The organism is Candidatus Enterococcus avicola (assembly GCF_047470845.1).
Lineage (GTDB): Bacteria > Bacillota > Bacilli > Lactobacillales > Enterococcaceae > Enterococcus_D > Enterococcus_D casseliflavus.
In genome coordinates this window covers 94678-111058 of the sequence record NZ_JBLGTY010000006.1, presented here as the reverse complement: position 1 = coordinate 111058, position 16381 = coordinate 94678, and the positions used below count along the sequence as shown (strand labels likewise).

15 protein-coding genes are annotated in these 16381 nt (G+C 43.8%); 4 read left to right on the top strand and 11 right to left on the bottom strand.

Annotated elements, in window-relative coordinates; translation table 11 throughout:
* Nucleotide 1 precedes the first annotated feature (1 nt).
* The 3 genes from ACI3E5_RS07685 to ACI3E5_RS07675 are packed head-to-tail and all read left to right on the top strand — an operon-like array spanning nucleotide 2 to nucleotide 2224.
* Nucleotides 2-637, top strand: coding sequence for an ABC transporter permease (locus tag ACI3E5_RS07685; protein ID WP_016609633.1), 636 nt, complete (start codon nucleotides 2-4; stop codon nucleotides 635-637).
* Nucleotides 637-1557 (top strand): osmoprotectant ABC transporter substrate-binding protein, encoded by a 921-nt coding sequence (locus ACI3E5_RS07680; RefSeq protein ID WP_010748740.1) that lies wholly within the window; start codon nucleotides 637-639, stop codon nucleotides 1555-1557. Before ACI3E5_RS07685 ends, ACI3E5_RS07680 begins: the two co-directional genes overlap by 1 nt.
* Before the next feature lie 4 nt (nucleotides 1558-1561).
* Nucleotides 1562-2224, top strand: a complete 663-nt coding sequence (locus tag ACI3E5_RS07675; protein ID WP_005227316.1) for an ABC transporter permease — start codon at nucleotides 1562-1564, stop codon at nucleotides 2222-2224.
* 131 nt (nucleotides 2225-2355) lie between these two features.
* On the opposite strand, the gene ACI3E5_RS07670 is transcribed toward ACI3E5_RS07675, so the two are convergent.
* From ACI3E5_RS07670 to ACI3E5_RS07650, 5 genes are all read right to left on the bottom strand, one after another.
* Entirely contained in the window at nucleotides 2356-5187 is a 2832-nt protein-coding gene (locus ACI3E5_RS07670; RefSeq protein ID WP_498855860.1) for an endo-beta-N-acetylglucosaminidase, read from the bottom strand.
* Nucleotides 5188-5378: 191 nt separating this feature from the next.
* Nucleotides 5379-5645, bottom strand: a complete 267-nt coding sequence (locus ACI3E5_RS07665; protein WP_002294198.1) for a Txe/YoeB family addiction module toxin — start codon at nucleotides 5643-5645, stop codon at nucleotides 5379-5381.
* Complete coding sequence (locus ACI3E5_RS07660; RefSeq protein WP_086293915.1) at nucleotides 5645-5908, bottom strand: type II toxin-antitoxin system Phd/YefM family antitoxin; 264 nt, start codon at nucleotides 5906-5908, stop codon at nucleotides 5645-5647. The genes ACI3E5_RS07665 and ACI3E5_RS07660 overlap by 1 nt, the downstream gene beginning before the upstream one ends.
* A gap of 155 nt (nucleotides 5909-6063) precedes the next feature.
* Nucleotides 6064-8004: a glycoside hydrolase family 127 protein gene (locus ACI3E5_RS07655; protein ID WP_498821236.1), complete on the bottom strand. Its 1941-nt coding sequence runs from the start codon at nucleotides 8002-8004 to the stop codon at nucleotides 6064-6066.
* A 49-nt stretch (nucleotides 8005-8053) separates the two neighbouring features.
* On the bottom strand, nucleotides 8054-8953 hold the full coding sequence (locus ACI3E5_RS07650; RefSeq protein ID WP_270273155.1) for a helix-turn-helix domain-containing protein: 900 nt from the start codon (nucleotides 8951-8953) through the stop codon (nucleotides 8054-8056).
* A 120-nt stretch (nucleotides 8954-9073) separates the two neighbouring features.
* On the opposite strand from ACI3E5_RS07650, the gene ACI3E5_RS07645 reads away from it, so the two are divergent.
* Nucleotides 9074-10336, top strand: a complete 1263-nt coding sequence (locus ACI3E5_RS07645) for an alpha-galactosidase (protein ID WP_498821238.1) — start codon at nucleotides 9074-9076, stop codon at nucleotides 10334-10336.
* A gap of 66 nt (nucleotides 10337-10402) precedes the next feature.
* Here the strand turns inward: ACI3E5_RS07645 and ACI3E5_RS07640 are convergent, their stop codons facing one another.
* The 6 genes from ACI3E5_RS07640 to ACI3E5_RS07615 are packed head-to-tail and all read right to left on the bottom strand — an operon-like array spanning nucleotide 10403 to nucleotide 16378.
* Complete coding sequence (locus tag ACI3E5_RS07640; protein ID WP_498821240.1) at nucleotides 10403-11593, bottom strand: arabinan endo-1,5-alpha-L-arabinosidase; 1191 nt, start codon at nucleotides 11591-11593, stop codon at nucleotides 10403-10405.
* A gap of 51 nt (nucleotides 11594-11644) precedes the next feature.
* Nucleotides 11645-11908 (bottom strand): DUF6171 family protein, encoded by a 264-nt coding sequence (locus ACI3E5_RS07635; RefSeq protein ID WP_086293912.1) that lies wholly within the window; start codon nucleotides 11906-11908, stop codon nucleotides 11645-11647.
* Between the two features lie 4 nt (nucleotides 11909-11912).
* Nucleotides 11913-13358 carry an alpha-N-arabinofuranosidase gene (locus tag ACI3E5_RS07630; protein WP_096742189.1) on the bottom strand — a complete coding sequence of 482 codons (1446 nt, stop codon included), beginning with the start codon at nucleotides 13356-13358 and terminating at the stop codon, nucleotides 11913-11915.
* A complete protein-coding gene (locus tag ACI3E5_RS07625; RefSeq protein WP_270273148.1) occupies nucleotides 13359-14342 on the bottom strand; it encodes a glycoside hydrolase family 43 protein in 984 nt (327 codons plus the stop codon).
* 3 nt (nucleotides 14343-14345) lie between these two features.
* Entirely contained in the window at nucleotides 14346-15773 is a 1428-nt protein-coding gene (locus tag ACI3E5_RS07620; protein ID WP_498821243.1) for a glycoside hydrolase family 43 protein, read from the bottom strand.
* Nucleotides 15770-16378: a DUF624 domain-containing protein gene (locus ACI3E5_RS07615; protein ID WP_005232198.1), complete on the bottom strand. Its 609-nt coding sequence runs from the start codon at nucleotides 16376-16378 to the stop codon at nucleotides 15770-15772. Before ACI3E5_RS07615 ends, ACI3E5_RS07620 begins: the two co-directional genes overlap by 4 nt.
* Nucleotides 16379-16381: the final 3 nt, after the last annotated feature.

Sequence of the window (16381 nt, the reverse complement as noted above, 5' to 3'; positions counted from 1 at the left end):
CATGCAAAGCTTCTTTAATGAATATGGCGGCCAATTGGTCACCAAAAGTCTCGAACACTTGTATATCTCCTTTGCTGCTTTGCTCTTAGGGATTCTTGTTGCCGTACCGATCGGTGTGATCTTGACCCGTTTCCCCAAAGCAGCAACGGTCGTGATCGGCATCACCAGTGCGTTGCAAACCGTGCCTTCTTTGGCACTATTGGCATTGATGATCCCGATTTTAGGTGTCGGAAAAGTCCCTGCTATCGTCGCTCTTTTCATTTATTCCTTGTTGCCGATTTTGCGAAATACCTACATTGGAATGAAAAAAGTCGATTGGAATTACCGCGATGTTGCCAAAGGGATGGGGATGACCAACTTGCAGTCGATCATCAGTGTGGAATTACCTCTAGCGATCCCAACGATCATGGCAGGGATCCGCTTATCGGCCGTGTATGTTTTAGCCTGGGCTACCTTGGCTTCTTACATTGGTGCCGGTGGACTTGGTGATTTGATCTTTAGCGGACTAAACAACTACCAACCGCCTTTGATTTTTGCTGGGACGATTCCAGTGACGATCTTTGCTTTATTAGCTGACTGGTTACTGGGTTTGTTAGAAAACAAACTGACACCAGCTGCCTTAAGGGGGGATGCGTAATGAAAAAAACTTCAAAATTAGCGCTGTTGTTTTCCTTAGGTGTCGCTTTACTGTCCGGCTGTTCCTTTCCCGGTTTAGCTTCGACTTCTGATGAGAATACCGTGGCGATCACAGGTGGGATCACTTCCGAAGCCCAAATTCTTGGCGCGGTGGTTGCCGGTATGGTCGAACACTATACGGATAAAAACACAACCGTCATTAACAACTTAGCAACAACGACCATCAATCACCAAGCGATGATGAATGGCGATGCGTCGATCTCAGCTGCCCGCTACACAGGAACTGACTTGACCACGACGTTAGGGTTGGAGCCAGAATCTGATCCGCAAGCCGCCTTTGACAAAGTCAAATCAGAATTTGAGCAACGGTACCAACAGACTTGGTTCCCTTCTTACGGCTTTGATAACACGTATGTCTTTCTTGTCAGAAAAGATACTGCCGAAGAATACGGATTGGAAAAAGTCAGTGACTTGAAAGATGTCGCAGATCAATTGGTTGCAGGGGTCGATACCGCGTGGATTACACGGGTCGGCGATGGGTACGATGGCTTCCAGAAAGCCTATGGGTTCTCTTTCCAAAATATCCTACCGATGCAGATCGGTCTCGTTTATGATGCTGTTGATAACGGAAAAATGGATATCGTTTTAGGGTACTCAACCGACGGCCGGATCGGCAGTTACGATCTCGTGATGCTGGAAGATGATCTAAACTTCTTCCCGCCTTATGATGCCGCACCGATCGTCGATGACAAATTGTTGAAAGAAACACCTGAAATCGGCGATGCCCTGAACAAATTAGCAGGCAAAATCGATACCGAAAAAATGCAAGAATTGAATTACCAAGTGGATAATGACCTTCTAGAACCAACGGTAGTTGCCGAACGTTTCTTAGAAGAAAATAATTACTTCGAAGGAGAGTGACGAAATGGCAGACATGAATTTATTCCAACAATTTCTTTTCTATTTTCAAGAAAACGGCGGCTATGTTTTTGCCCAGTTCATTCGTCACTTCTTGATTTCAATCTACGGGGTACTTTTTGCCTCGATCGTCGGCATTCCAATCGGGATCTTGATTTCTAAAAAAATGCGTTTGGCAGATTGGGTGATTCGTTTCGCCAATATCATCCAGACGATTCCATCTTTAGCGATGATCTCGATTTTAATGATCGGCATGGGCTTAGGTGTGAATGTCGTGATTTTAACGATTTTCCTTTATTCTTTGTTACCGATCATCAAAAATACCTATACCGGCATGCGCCAAGTCGACCGCAATACGTTAGATGTCGGCAAAGGGATGGGGATGACTAGCTGGCAGCGATTGTATATGATCGAATTGCCCTTGTCTGTTTCGGTGATCATGGCAGGGATTCGAAACGCCTTAGTCGTGGCGATCGGTATCACCGCCATTGGGGCTTTCGTTGGTGCTGGTGGACTGGGGGACATCATCATCCGCGGAACCAATGCGACAGATGGTGCATCGATCATCTTAGCCGGTGCTTTACCAACTGCCTTGATGGCGATCATTACGGATCTTGGATTGAGCTTTATTGAACGCCGCTTAGATCCCGCCAGCCGTACTTCACGCTAATCTTATTGGGAAAAAGCAAAAGCCGTTGTGACCATTTATTGGTCGCAACGGCTTTTTTGGTTCGGTCATTTTTCAGAAAAGCATCGCTTCAGCCGCTTCCCTTTTTAGGGTTAACGCCCTGCTCTTTTTTGCTATTTATCCATTCCGTATACTTCGACTTCATAGATTCGGGCTGCTGAGTCTGCTCCTTGTGTTGGTTTATCAATACTGATTTTTACATATTGCACCTTCTTGACGGCAAACGTATTGGTGCTATTGCCTGCTTCATTTTTCAACGTTCGTGAAACTGGCTCATAGTCTTTGCCATCTTCACTGACGAGCACCGTATACGCCCGCGTATTCATGTCTGGACCTTCTCCACCAGCTTCCGCATGGGCGAGGCGTACTTCACTGACCGTTTGTGGTCGACCGAGATCGATCATCAACTCATGAGGCGCATTGCCTGTCGCACACCACTTCGTACTCAAATCACCATCGAGGGCAAAAGCTGGTGCTTCGGCATCATTGACAAACGATGAAGCAGTTGCTTCGGCATCTTTTGAAAGCAGCAGCAACTCTTTCGGCGCATCAGCAGAAATCGTGATCAATCCCGCCATTTCCAGAGGGGTCTCTCCTGCTTCGTTTTTGGCAACAAGCGTGACTTTGTAGGTACCTGGTTCCGAATAGGTCACTTGGGGATTTTCTTCTGTACTGCTTGTGATATCGCCGCCTTCAAACGTCCATTCAAATGCTTCGGCATTCGCAGATGAGGTATTCGTGAAGGTGATCGTTTCCCCCGGTGCCGCTAAGGTTTTAGAGGCTGTAAAGGCTGCTTTTGGCAGCTGATTGTTTGGCCAAGTGATCTCCACCGTATCGGATAGCTTGCCGCGATTGCCATAGCGATCCACTGCCACCACCGCGAACTTGGTTTTCGTCCCTTTTGGTCGTTCAACGGCATTCAAATAGTGGTTGGTTGCTGGCGTAGCTGCTAAGAAGGAGCGTGAGCCGTCATCGTTCAATTGGTAGACCTCATAAACCGCAGCTGTCTTGTCCTTGGCAGCTTCCCACGTTAAACGGACCCCCGCATAGTTGCCCTCTTCTTCATCAAAGAGCACATCCTCAACCGTCAATGCTTCGGCAGCGAATTTCTCTGCTTTCTGATCTCCGATCGTTAATTGCCCTAGATTCAACTCATAGACATCACTGGTTTCTTTCGTGGTTATGTCATAACCGATCGCTGTCACTTCCCCTTTGATGTCTTTCAATGAGTAAGTGATCGTCGTCCAGTCTGTTGCGACCTCTTTGTCTCCTTTGATCGTTTGTGTTGAACCATCAGCTAAAGTCACGACCAAATCAAGAGCTATCGGTACCGTTGCTTTGACAGTCGTCGTCAGCTTCGTCTTTTTCGTCACAGGAAATGCTGTCTGATACAATGCCATGTGACTGGTACTACCTTTTGTCATCTGTCCACGTAGTTTCAGTGCATTTCCGCCATTATAGGCATCCGCATAATTGATTGATACAGCCAAATCATTGTCTTTTCCATGGTCAAAGACCCAACGATAGGTCGGCAAAACAGCTTGCAAGCTTCGGTTGTTCCAATTGCGGCTGGACACTTTTTCTCCCTCGATAAAATAGTTGTAGCCATTCCCCAGACTAAAATTCGTCACAAAAGGCAGCTCTGTGATAGCGGTCTGTTCCAGGGCATAGGTGGAGATCCCAGGCCACTCTGTCGCTTCTGGCAGCTGGCTTTCCCGAGGATCACCCGTGTTATTGACCCAAAAAGCATTCTCTTTGCTTTGGAAATCATCCGGCGTACTAGCAGAAGAATAGGTCCAGCTAGGTACATACAGGCCCAATGAGGTATAAGGAACGCCTTTTTCATCCGTAAACAGATCCCAGCGCACAGGCGTTGCATAGCCATTTTCTTGCACATCGATCCCAGCAAAAAGATCGTAAGGATCGACACCGATTTCACGGGCTTTTTCATTGGAGGCCTTCAACAGCTCTTTGTCCGCCAGTTTGTCAGTGGTCCACCAGAAATTCAAGAACATACTATCTGCCAATGGGTTCATCTCTGCATCCACTAAATAGGCTTTGTTCTTATCCGTCAAAGCATTTTGCCAATCCATTTTCCCATCACTCGTCATGGAATCATACCACATGATCTCTAAATGATCGTCGGCTTGTTCTTTGAATTGGGCGATCAATTCTTGCATCGCTTTGGCGTGGCTTTCATTTAGTCCTTTACCATCAGCCCCCGATTGTTCGACACCTTCCGCTGCATCATCAAAACTAGTGACCGCCGTATCGGTTTCTTGATTGATGAACCAGCCATCAAAGCCATACGTATTGGCAACTTCGATCATCTTTTCTACGATCGGAAAATTGCCATCCTCATCCTTAGCTAAAAACATATCTAGCCATTCCAGCTTCCCACCATGGGCAGTTTGCGGAAAGAAGATCGTTCCTAAAACCGGCACGCCATTCCTATGAGCAGCATCTGTCACATCAGGACTTGGTGGTACGATGATCCCTTCGCCAGAAGAGCCGCCCCAATAAACCAATTGATCAATGTATTGCCAATAAGAAAAGACATTGGCATCAAAGGTATTGATCCCTCGTGGTGCATTGCCGCTCGTACTGCTATTCATGATCGAAAGCGCCACGACTTTGGTTTCTGCCGTTTGCGTGTCATTCATCTTCGGCAACGTCTCTTTAGCTGCCCGCTGCGCTAATGGAACAACGCTGGTATTGTATTTCGCATCTGGATCTTTTTCAAAAGACCATGCCAACAAATCCTCTGGGAACCAATAAGACGACTCCGGTTGATTGTCCATCGCTTTTTCCAACGTACTTTTGGCTGTTTCCTGGTAAACGACTTTTCCCGTTGTCTTCGCCTCACTTTGGGTGCAGCCGCCGATTGCCGTTGCCGCTGCCAATACCAACAAAGATACGCCAACTTTACTGATTTTCCTTGTCACACTTCTTCCTCCTTGTTTTACATAAACCCGCCAACATTCCTACACTAAAACGATAACGCTTTCAAAGGTAGGAATATAGGAACAAATTAAAGAAATCATGCAACAAATCCAAGAAGGTTGAGTTTAGAAAAAAAGAGCCTCCTTTTTGGGAAGCTCTTGGTCAACTAGCTAAAAAATCAGCTCTTCACTCTTCATTCATAATGTGTCCATGCAGAATAAATTTCCACAACTTTATTTTCCTCATCAACTTTGTAAACCACTCGATGTTGCCTATTCAGCCTACGTGAATATCTGCCTTCATGTGTAGGTCTCAGCTTTTCAAAAGACTGCGTGGGCATATATGGATCTTCCTTCAAGGTCTGAATCACTTCTTCAAACTGTTTCTTTAAATTCGATTGTTTGATTTTCCTTAGATCCACTTTCGCAGAGTTTTTGATTGCGACTGTATAGTTACTCATCAAAGAGCTTCCCAATCAATATCATCGATATCCGTAAAGCCACTGTCGTCTTTTTCGCGGTCTCGTACTTTGTCTAGAGTACCTGTTTGCTCAAGAAAAAGGGTTTCTTGAATCGCTCTCCAGTCTTCTAGCCCAATCAACACCGCATTGTTTCCACTACGATCACTAATAATCTCAATTTCAGTATGGTTTTCATTTACATCTTTCAATAACTGATAAAAATTTTTGCGAGCAGTGCTAGGATTCATCGTTGTATTAGCCATTGCCTCTCCTCCTTTTCTTGATATAATTATAGCGTACCTGATTGAGCACGTCAAAAATACAATAATGCACTTATATACAGCGAACTTTTCCCGCTATTTTTACATAGAAAAAAAAGAGCCTCCTTTTTGGGAAGCTCTTTGGCCCTGCTTACTTCTTACTCCTTTACAACGAGCGGCAGCCAAACGCGCATTTCGCCTATGCCCCGATTGCCCCATAAATGGTATGGGATCAGTTGCCACGTACGAGGTATGACCGTTTCCGCTCGTTCTTCGTAAAGGGTTGTTCCCGACCATTCTTCGCTTTGGTAGCCTTTGATCGCCAAACGTAAAGTAGTTGGCAACAACGTATCCTCTTTCGCAAAGGTCGCCTCCAGCGCTTGTGGGTCGATGCGGCAACGCCAGAGTGCTTGACCATTGTCGGCTTCTTCTATGCAATACACGAAGGGTCCTCGTTGCAATGCGACTTGATTGATAGCTTGAATAACCTGAGGATTCGCACGCAAGATTTGCAATGGTTGCTCAAAACGGATATTGGCCGTCACGTTTTCGACTGCCTCAAAGATGATTGCCTCGTTCGTCTCCTGCCATTCGTGTTTACTATCGATTTGAAACTTACTTAGTCCGTTAGGTTTGTGGATGATGAGCGTCTTTGGAATGCCTTGATAGCGAATCGTGAGGTCCTCTGCAAAAGGAAACCCGCCCGTTTGTTCAAACGTAAATTGGTCAGGTTCTTCTAAACGGCTTGCTACAAATAAATTCACGTAAAGCTTTTCTTGATCGCAAGTGTAAACCAAGCGCTGCAGCGAAGCGACCATCCGCGCAAAATTCGGCGGACAACACGCACAACCGAGCCAATCAGGTCGTTGGGCTTTGACGTGGCCTTTATCAGGATTTTCCTGATCTCGTTGGGGATTGACCTCCAAAGGATTCACGTAGAAAAAGTGTTTGCCGTCAATTGCCGCACCAGAAAGAACGCTATTATACAACGCTCGTTCCATCGTCGCTAAATATTTCGGTTCATTGGTTAGTTTGAACAGCTCAAAAGAAAATTGCACCAATGCAATAGCTGCACAAGTTTCACAATACATCGTATCATTTGGCAAATCATAGGGACCGACAAAGGCTTCCCCGTGAACGGTTGAGCCGACGCCCCCGGTCACATACATTTTCTTATAGGCGATGTCTTCCCAAATCGCTTCACAAGCGTCGATTAATTCTTGATCTTGGGTATGCTGGGCGACTTTTGCCATCCCGCTTGCCATATACAGCATTCGTACCGCATGACCTTTGGCTTCATGCTGCTTTTTAGGTTGATCGTAGGCTTGTAAATAGGTGAGGTCTACCCTTGGCGTTTCATCCGATAAGCCATCCGCTTGGTTTTTCAAAATTTCTTTTTCGTAAAAGGCAGGATCTTCCCCACGTACTTCAAGAAAGAAATCAGCTAATGTCAAATAGGTTTGTTTACCGGTGTATTCATACAAACGCACCAGCGCCAATTCGATCTCTTGATGGCCATCTGCACCTTGAATTTTTCCAGGCTCCCGCCCAAAATACGTGCAAATATTGGCGATATTTTTCTCTGCCACGGTCAGTAATTTATCCTTGCCTGTCGCTTGATCATATGCGATAGCCGCTTCGACTAAATGCCCGGCACAATAAAGTTCATGACTGAAATACAGCTGACGGTATTTTAACTTCGGTCGGGTCAACTGAAAGAAGGTATTTAAGTAGCCATCTGCTTCTTGCGCCGCAGCAACTAAGTCAATCACTTCATCTACTGTCTTTTCCAATTGCGGATCGCTAGTATTCAACAAGCTATACCCAGCCGACTCGATCCATTTGTAGACATCACTATCTTGGAAAAACCAGCCAAAATGTTCCCCTTCCATTTGCCCTGCAGCGATGCGAAAATTCGCCAAGGCATGGCTTTTCCCAGCTGGCAAATTGGGATCTTCCCGTTCTGCTTGAACATCTACACCGATTTCATCATTTAGGACTTGGTATTGGTAAGGAATCGTTTCTTTGCGAACAAGCTCTTGGTATCCTTGCCAAAACTCGTCCGTGAGCTGGATCTTGTTTAATGCGAATTCTTTCATTTCGTTCTCCTGTTCTTTTATTTTTTAAGTTTGATTATTCGTTTCATATTTACTTCATTAATAAAAAGGCCGGATCATCTCCTGTGATATGTTGCCCTGCCTCCTCTTTGATCGTTTGCTTATATAAGAGCTGGTAAGCTTTAGGACTCATGCCTTTTTTCTGTTTAAAGGTATTGCTAAAGTGCTGCCTACTGTTAAATCCTGCTTGAGCGGCAATTTCGACGATTGGCAGCTGACTATTGCTTAGTAAAAATGCTGCCTGCTTCAGACGCTCACTGGTGAGAAAATGGTTGACCGTCACTCCCAGTTGCTCATGAAAGAGTTTATGCAAGTAGGCTTTCGTAATCCCCACCGCCGCTGCGATTTGGGAGACTTGAATATCTTCATCAAAATGCTGTTGAATATAGTTGACCGCAGCGTTCACATAGCAATTGCCCCGTTTGGTTTCTTTCGTACGTAATGAAAAGGCTAATTCCATCAACATCCGCTTAAACAAGAGCTCGATCGTAAATTGCCGTTCAGCAGACGGTTGCTCTTGAGTATCATCGATCATCAGCAGCTGCAGCAATGACTTGATCGCTTGTCCAAATTGGCGGACATCGCGACTTTTCGCGTAAGGCTCATTCAATTGTACATTTCCTTTGATGTATGCAAAAACATCACGAACACAAAGGCCGGACGGTGTCTCACTCAGAAGAAATTCAATATTCAGTAAGGTGCAGGAATCTCCTTCAACGAGTAAGGCGTGTTCCACAAACGCGTTTATGAAAACGAAATCATTTCTTTCCAGAACAATTACTTGATCTTGCACCTTTATCTTACACTTCCCTTTGGTCACAAACATGATCTCACACGCTGGGTGTTGATGTGGATCCATGGAAAAACGCTCAAGGGCAACACTATAGTATGCTGTAATCTTCGCATAGTTTGTTTCTTGTGGAAACACCATTAATCAACTCCTTTTTCATTCGTTGACGATTTCTTTCTTTTTTATTTCTAGTAGACAAAACTTTCCCTCTCTTTTTTATTGCTTACTATACTATAAGAAAAACGTACTAGGAGGAAATCAATGTCTTTTTTACATTTTGCACAAACACCCCCAATGGGATGGAATTCTTGGGACTGCTATGGCGCTTCTGTAACCGAAGCAGAAGTGATCGCCCATGCAGATTTTATGGCAGAGCATTTGAAAGCTTATGGTTGGGAGTACGTCGTCGTGGATATTCAATGGAGCGAACCAGAAGCAAAGTCTACAAGGTACAATGATTTTTATCCGTTGTGTATGGACGACTATTCTCGCTTGATTCCTGCTGAGAACCGTTTCCCTTCAGCAAAAGATGGCGCTGGTTTCAAAAAACTTGGTGACTATCTGCATCAAAAAGGGCTGAAGTTTGGTATCCATATCATGCGCGGCATTCCACGACAAGCAGTTCATCAAAATACGCCGATCAAAGGAACGGATAAACGGGCACGGGACATTGCTATGAATTCAATCTGCCCTTGGAATTCCGATATGTATGGGGTCGATGTTTCATTGCCTGAAGGACAGCTTTATTATGATTCTTTGCTCGAATTATATGCTTCTTGGGGTGTTGACTTTATAAAGGTGGATGATATCGGCGATTCGAAAATTTACGGTGATGCCCATAAAGCAGAAATCAAAGCGATTCGCCGTGCGATCGATCGATCGGGTCGAAAGATCGTCCTTTCTTTGTCTCCCGGACCAGCTGCCCTCAAAAATGGTAGTTTCTTTCAAAATCATGCCAATATGTGGCGCTTGACGGATGACTTTTGGGATCATTGGGACGCCCTTTACGCCATGTTTGACCGAGCAGCAGAGTGGGCACCTTTCGTCCGTCCAGGTAACTGGCCTGACTGTGATATGCTGCCGTTGGGTCATATCGGCATTCGGGCAGTTGATGGTGGCGGTGGTGATAGTTGGACACGTTTTACGGAAGACGAGCAATACTTATTGATGAGTTTATGGACGATCTTCCAATCTCCATTGATGTTCGGTGGTACTTTACCAGACATCGATCCCTTTACGTTACGTTTATTGACGAATACTGAAGTCTTAGAAATGTATCGAAGAATCCATACGAAAAAAGAGTTCTATCGTGATCAAGAGTGGATCATTTGGGAGGCGTTGAGCGACACAGCCGTCTACTATGCCATTTTCAATGTTTCTGATCAAACGCAAACCATCCCAAAATCGATCGCTGCTTTACTACCAATAAAAAGCGGCACTGAGTTATGGCAACAAAAAGAACAAACAATTGCCGATGCTGAGGTTCCTACTCATGGTGTCCGATTATTAAAAGGCAGTATTTAGTAAAGCCGGCAGCAGCATACGTTTATAAGCAGCACAATGTAACCTACTCATTGTGCTGCTTGTTTTTTATTCTTCGTACACTTTTCGACCAATAAACGCAACGCCTTGATCATTGATTCCAGAGAAAAACAACCTTTCTTTTTGGTCGATGTACTCATAATATGGGACAAATTCGTTTTCTCCCCACAAGTAACTTCGTCCTTCTTTTTTTAATGCTGTTATTTCTTGCAGTTGAGAAGATATAACTTGAGATTCATGATCAAATTGGATGATTTCCCACTTTCCTAACAGAGTTTCCTGCTCTGGCATTCGTGAAACACTTCCTTGATAGATTGAAGCAGAGATTACTGGCCAGCCTGATTCCAGCCAATAGAGTTTACGTATCTGTAAATGGAATTGGTCACTGAATGGTTTTCTCCGTGCATGATGCACAACGAAGCTTTCTTTATTGGTTTGCGTAAAGATCGAATTATGACCAGGAGCGTATACAACTGGTTCTTCTGAGAACTGATAGCTGCCCAACAGTTTAGTCCCTACTTCGGTTGGCGTCTTTTCTTGATCCGTCATGGCCGTACCATGCCAGTCCAGATATGGCCCTGTAATTTCTTTTGCTCGTGCGACACGGATATTATACGAATCGTTAAGGGAGTCGAAAGAAACAAACAAATAATAATAATCGGTTTCAGGATGATAATAGATAAATGGGCCTTCAATAGCAGTATCAACTGTTTTCGGACGAAAAGCAATCCGTTGACCATAGCTCTTTTCTTGAAGTTTTCCAGTTTCTTTGTTCAATGGAGCAATATAGATTCCGCCAAAAAAAGAACCATAGACAAACCACTGTTCACCCGAGCGGTCAAAAGCAATATTGGCATCGATCGCGTTATGCTGTGCAAGAGTAGCATTGGTTTTAACAACCTCTCCTTGATCTTCCCAAGGGCCCAAAGGATCTGATGCTGTAGCTAAGCCAATAAAAGAAGTGGTACTGCCGAATGTCGAAGCAGAATAATACATACGGAATTCGTCCTTGTAGCGGATAACTTCCGGTGCCCATAGTCCTTGAGCTTTGCTCCATTTTACTGCTGGTTCAGGCATTTCTGACAATGCCTGTTTCTCAAATTGCCAATGGATCAAATCTTTTGAACGACGAATTGGTACACCAGCCGTTTTGGGCTGTTGTGTGTCCGTTGAATATAAATAAAAGGTGTCTTCATGTTCAATAATCGTAGGATCATGAACCCCATTGATCGCTGTCATGTCTTCCCTCATCTCCTAATTGATTTATGCTATTTTATAAAAACAGGACAGCTACTTGGCGAGCTGTCCTGTTTGTTCCCACATTCCTGCAGGACAGTTTTTCTTAGCTAAGTTTGCGCGAAACCGATAAAAGCAACCGCATTTGGTACAGGTATGATTCAATCGCAGTGGACAGGTCTCACAAACAGCGATTCTCCTACTGACGATCTCCGGCGAAGCCAAGTCGCTTTCTAAAGAAAGTTGTTCTGCAATCAAGGATTCAATGTCTTCCTGTGCTGCTGCAGCATCTTTCACTTCGCATCCTTTACAAGTCATGGGATCAGACTGTCAATGAGATCGTTAGAACACTCATTGCTGGCACCCGCAAGCTGACTTTGTTCTCTTTGACATCGTAAGCGGTGAAGTCTTGGATCACCACATCTTCAGGATGATCAAAATCATTGTGTGCGTTCATTTTGTCCCCCACGATATAACGAGCTTCTTTCACTTCATTGATCGCTGTTTCCAGGGAGAAGGTTAATTCTTCCGTGCCTTGGGTAGCAAAATTACAAACCGATAGATGGATCGTATCTTCTTTTTTCGAAATCGTATACGTAATGGTATCGCTGCTGGTTCCATGGCTATCAATGGTTTCAGCATCTTGATGGACTTTGTACAAATCAAAGACATGATAGCTTGGGGTTTTCACCATTTGTTCGCCATCTGTCAAAATCATCGCTTGCAGGACATTGACGGTTTGTGCGATATTCGCCATATGCACTCGCTTGGCATGTTTATGGAAAATATTCAAGGTGATCGCTGCGACCATGGCATCACGGATCGTATTTTGTTGGTATAAGAAGCCTGGATTCGTACCAGGTTCTGCTGAGAACCAAGTGCCCCATTCATCAACAATGATTCCCACACGCTGTTCTGGGTCATACTGGTCCATGATCGCGCTGTGGCGGGTCAATAATTCATCCATGTAGGCTGCTTTTTCACAGGTCACTTGCCACTCTGCCTCATCAAATTCCAAGGCGCTACCTTTTTCTTCCCAGCCTTGCGGATGAACGTAGTAGTGCAAGCTTAGGCCGTCCATCAACCAATGGGCGTTTTTCATCAGCGTTTCTGTCCAATGATAGTCTGCGACATTCGCTCCGCCAGCAACTTTGTAGATTTTTTTGTCACCGTATTGGCGGACATAGGTTTGATAGCGGCGATACAGATCCGCATAGTACTCTGGCCGCATATTGCCGCCGCAGCCCCAGTTTTCGTTTCCTACGCCAAAGAATTTCATTTCCCACGCTTCTTCATGGCCATTTTCTCTGCGAAGATCAGCCATCGGAGAAATGCCATCCATCGTGATGTATTCCACCCATTCCGACATTTCTTGCACCGTTCCGCTGCCGACATTGCCGTTGACATACGCGTCACATTCCAGCTGCTTGATCAATTCAAAAAATTCATGGGTCCCGAAATGATTGTTTTCAGTCACGCCGCCCCAGTGCGTGTTGACCATCGTTTTGCGGTTTTCTTTAGGACCAATCCCGTCTTTCCAATGGTATTCATCGGCGAAGCAGCCGCCTGGCCAACGCAGCACAGGGATTTGAATGTTTTTCAGTGCTTCAACCACATCGATCCGCATCCCATTTTTATTTGGGATCGGCGAATCTTCTCCAACGTATAATCCTTCATAGATACAACGGCCTAAATGCTCTGCAAAATGACCGTAGATATATTTGCTGATCGTTGTTCCTGATTTTGTGTTTTGAATGTTGATCGTCAATCAGTTCACCTTCATCTCTAATTTATTGTTTGCGACCGGCTCGCCAAAAACTGGGAATCCTTTTTCATCCCAAGTGAATGGTTGTGCAACTGCATGTCGATTCGGGTTTGCCAGAGGATCGCCTGCCTGATTTTTTTCTGGTCTTGCATGATAAACTAAAATGTCCTCACCATCTGCCCCATTTGTAAAAGAGTTATGCCCCGGTCCATATTGAGAATTCCGTTCTGACGTTTGAAAGACTGGCTCTTGGGATTTGTGCCAAGAAAATCCATTCAATAAATCACTATTTTCGTCTGTCCACAATAATCCCATAGCGTAATTTTCATCTGTAGCACTGCCAGAATAAGTGATAAAAATCTTACCATTTCGCTTAAGCACAGCTGGTCCCTCATTCACCATGAAACCAATCTGTTCCCAAGGGTATTCAGGGATCGATAGTAAAAGCTGCTTTCCTTTTAGTGTCCATGGATTTTCCATTTCTGATAGATAAAGATTAGAGTTTCCTGGAATTCTTGGATCTTGTTGCGCCCAAACATAATAAAGTTTCTCCTGATGTTCAAACACCGTTGCATCTAAACTAAAACTTTCAAATTGCGTGATGACCTGTCCTTTTTCTTCCCATTCCCCTTCAAAAGGGTCACTTGCATTATTTTCGATCACGAACATTCGATGATGATGATTTTCATTTCTGATCTCTTCATTATCACTCGCGGCAAAATAGATATACCACTTATCAGCGATAAAATGAATTTCTGGCGCCCAAATCAATTCACTCATTGGTCCCGACTCATGTGCCTGCCAAACCGTCTTTCTTTCCGCATCTTCCAGTTCATTGAGGCTTTTCGCTCGTCTAAGTTCAATCGACTGATACCCAGGAACTGAACCTGTAAAATAATAGTAACCATCGGAATGTAAATATACCCAAGGGTCTGCTCGTTCATACACGATTGGATTTTGTATTGTCTCTGCATTTGCTTTTGCCATACCTTACTCCTCATTCCTAACAATAAATAATGGTACTCCTGCTTCTGAGGTACCTGTAAATGTCATTACTTGCTTTTGCTGATTTTCATCCCAGCCGGAAAGAAACTTCCCTTTATAAACAGTGTCATCGATAACCACACTTGAATCTTCTTGACTATTCTTTTCTGCTAGTTCCCATGTTCCAGTGCGATCACCTTTGATCGTGCCATTTTTTTCAACTGTAATTTCCTGTGGTTCTTTCAAATCATCCGTTAAAAACTTGTCAAAGGAAATCAGCGTATAGACACCCGTAACTTGATTCTTTGTATAGTCAGCAATCGTTTCTTCGCTGTATCTCAATGGAGAAACAACCGGCCAGCCTGCTTCTGTGAAAAACATTTGATGGACTCTCACAGAATGGTATTCTCCGCTATTTGGAAAACGTGTATGGAAAATCAGGTAATATTGATTGGTTTCTTCATCATAATAGGTCGAGTTGTGACCTGGCGAAACATAGCCCACCCCTTCATTGCTCGTATTTTCGGTATATAGGAAGTTCCCCATAATTTTAGTTCCGAAGTCTTGAATACTTGCGTCATCAAAAACCGTTCCAAATTTCCCTTTGACCTCAGCCATTGGATTTCCTTGGCTGTCTTCATAAGGACCATCGGGATTCTTTGACCGCGCGACTCGAAGGTTATATCCACCGTCTGCATCTAGCCCACCAAATGAAGTGAACAAGTAATAGTAGCCATTTTCTTGATTATATTGAATGTATGGTGCTTCGATGCGACTGTGATTTCCGCCCATCAAATGTGTTCCGTAAGAATTGCGATCTTTAGGCAAACCCGTTTCATCATCCATTTCTAGGATAAAAATCCCACCTGAGTATGATCCATAGACCATCCATAATTTTCCTTCATTGTCATAAAAAACATGAGGATCGATCGCATTTGGATGAATCGCTGCATTGTACGCTTCACCAAACTGCGGAGAGGTTCCTGAATAAAGAAAAGATTCGACTTTTTCATAAGGACCTTCAATAGAGTCAGATACCGCCACTCCCATTACGGAGAGCGGTGAAGTTCCTTGACACAAACAATAGTACAAATAGTATTTTCCATTCTTAAACTGTTGGATATCACTAGCCCATAACGTATCTATCTGTGCGTACTCAAACTCTTCTGCCAATTCTTCTCGAATATTCTCAAATAGTGTATCTTCAGATACTGAATTAGATATCTGCTCCCACTTCATCAAATCCTGAGACTTGGCAAATTGCATATGTGATCCAATAATATAAAATGTATCATCCGCTTTGATCACCGATGGGTCATGGACACTAACATCGGCAAACTCAGGAGGGGACAAGACTTCTTCAACTGCAGAAGCAGTACAGCCAGATAAAAGAACCATTAGAGGAACACACGAGAAAAGAAATTTTTTGATCATGATTTTAACAATCCTTTCTTGCTATAGCCTGACAACAAGCACTTGCTGGCACTGTACAAAAAGATTGAAATTGCGACAAAAAAGAACCAATGATACGCCATGCTAACAATTGAAAATGTGAGAACCATCAAAAGGCAAAGAAACGATTCTTTTGGTAACAAGAATGGACTCGTCAATGAAAAAACGGCTTTTTTCCTCCACTTATCTTTACTCAATCGAGTGACTAAGGATAAATTGATCAATACTAAAATCACATAACTGAACAAAAACAAAAGTGGCCATTGGAAAAATGCTCTCATTAGATCACTTTGCTGCACAATCAGCAATTCCAAATAGAGAATGCCTAGAATAAGTGGAAATATAAAGACCCGCCATTTGTATAAGCGAATGGCTGACACATAGTTTTTCCAAAATAAAGTCAATACTTCTATATAAGAGTAATAGCCTGTAAATAGATCCTCTTTATTTAGAATCGTTAAGACAGCAACAGTACTGGGAACAAAGCCGACCACAAAAAAACCAGCTAAAATACCTAGAAGCCACAAAATATTTAGTTCTATCAGAAGTACGAATGCATTTAGCCAGTTCATTGCTTTTAGAAACATCTA